The sequence below is a fragment of the Neorhizobium sp. SHOUNA12A genome, from assembly GCF_023006505.1.
Taxonomy (GTDB): domain Bacteria; phylum Pseudomonadota; class Alphaproteobacteria; order Rhizobiales; family Rhizobiaceae; genus Neorhizobium.
Map to the genome: position 1 here is coordinate 1 of NZ_JALBGV010000201.1, position 691 is coordinate 691.

The window sequence follows — 691 nt, forward strand, 5'->3', positions numbered from 1 at the left end:
CTGGCCCGCGTTGTTCTGGGCCGCGTTCGCGGCTCCATTCTGCGCATTTCCCTGTGCTGCGCCCTGGCCTTGCTGGCGCGCCGCCGCATTGCCGTTGGCACCGCCGGCTGCCGCCGTTGCGGGCTGGGGGGCATGTTTCGGGCTTATGGCGGCAATCACTCCACCGGGAACGCCGATCTTTGCAAGCGTGGCTCCTGCACTCGGCACCAGGTAAACCCACAGAGCCAGCGCTCCCGCCAGGACGGCGAGACAGAGCAGAAGCTGTTTCCAAATCCGCATTCAATTCTCCGAACGAGGCACGAAAAGGCCATATTGCCCGCGAGTATCCTTTTTTGCGGGTGCTCACGCAATGGGTCTTCGGCAACCTTACAAAAATGTAACCTCGCGAAATCTCACGGGTATGTTAGACGGCAAGCATACTTATACTCCTAAAATTGCCGCTTTCGCAGAGCGCAACCGCAGGCCTCTTCACACTTTAGCCTTGCCTTGTGTGGAGACTGGGAATGAAAGCAGAACATTTTCTGGTCTTTCAGGTCCGAATCACTACATTGGCCGCATGACGAACAGTTTCGACGACATTCCGTTCTTCGATGAAGAACCGCAGCAGCCGCAGGCGCCGCGTAACACGGCCCCCGCTCCGGCTCAGGCTGCGGGCAATGGCGGCCTCGGCATCGCCGCGCGCGCCATGGCG

The 691-nt window shown here is 60.1% G+C and carries 1 pseudogene; it reads right to left on the reverse strand.

Annotated elements, in window-relative coordinates:
• Positions 1 to 279 (reverse strand): annotated as a pseudogene (locus MOV63_RS32470) (efflux transporter periplasmic adaptor subunit); the annotation flags it as partial.
• Between the last annotated feature and the right edge of the window lie 412 nt (positions 280 to 691).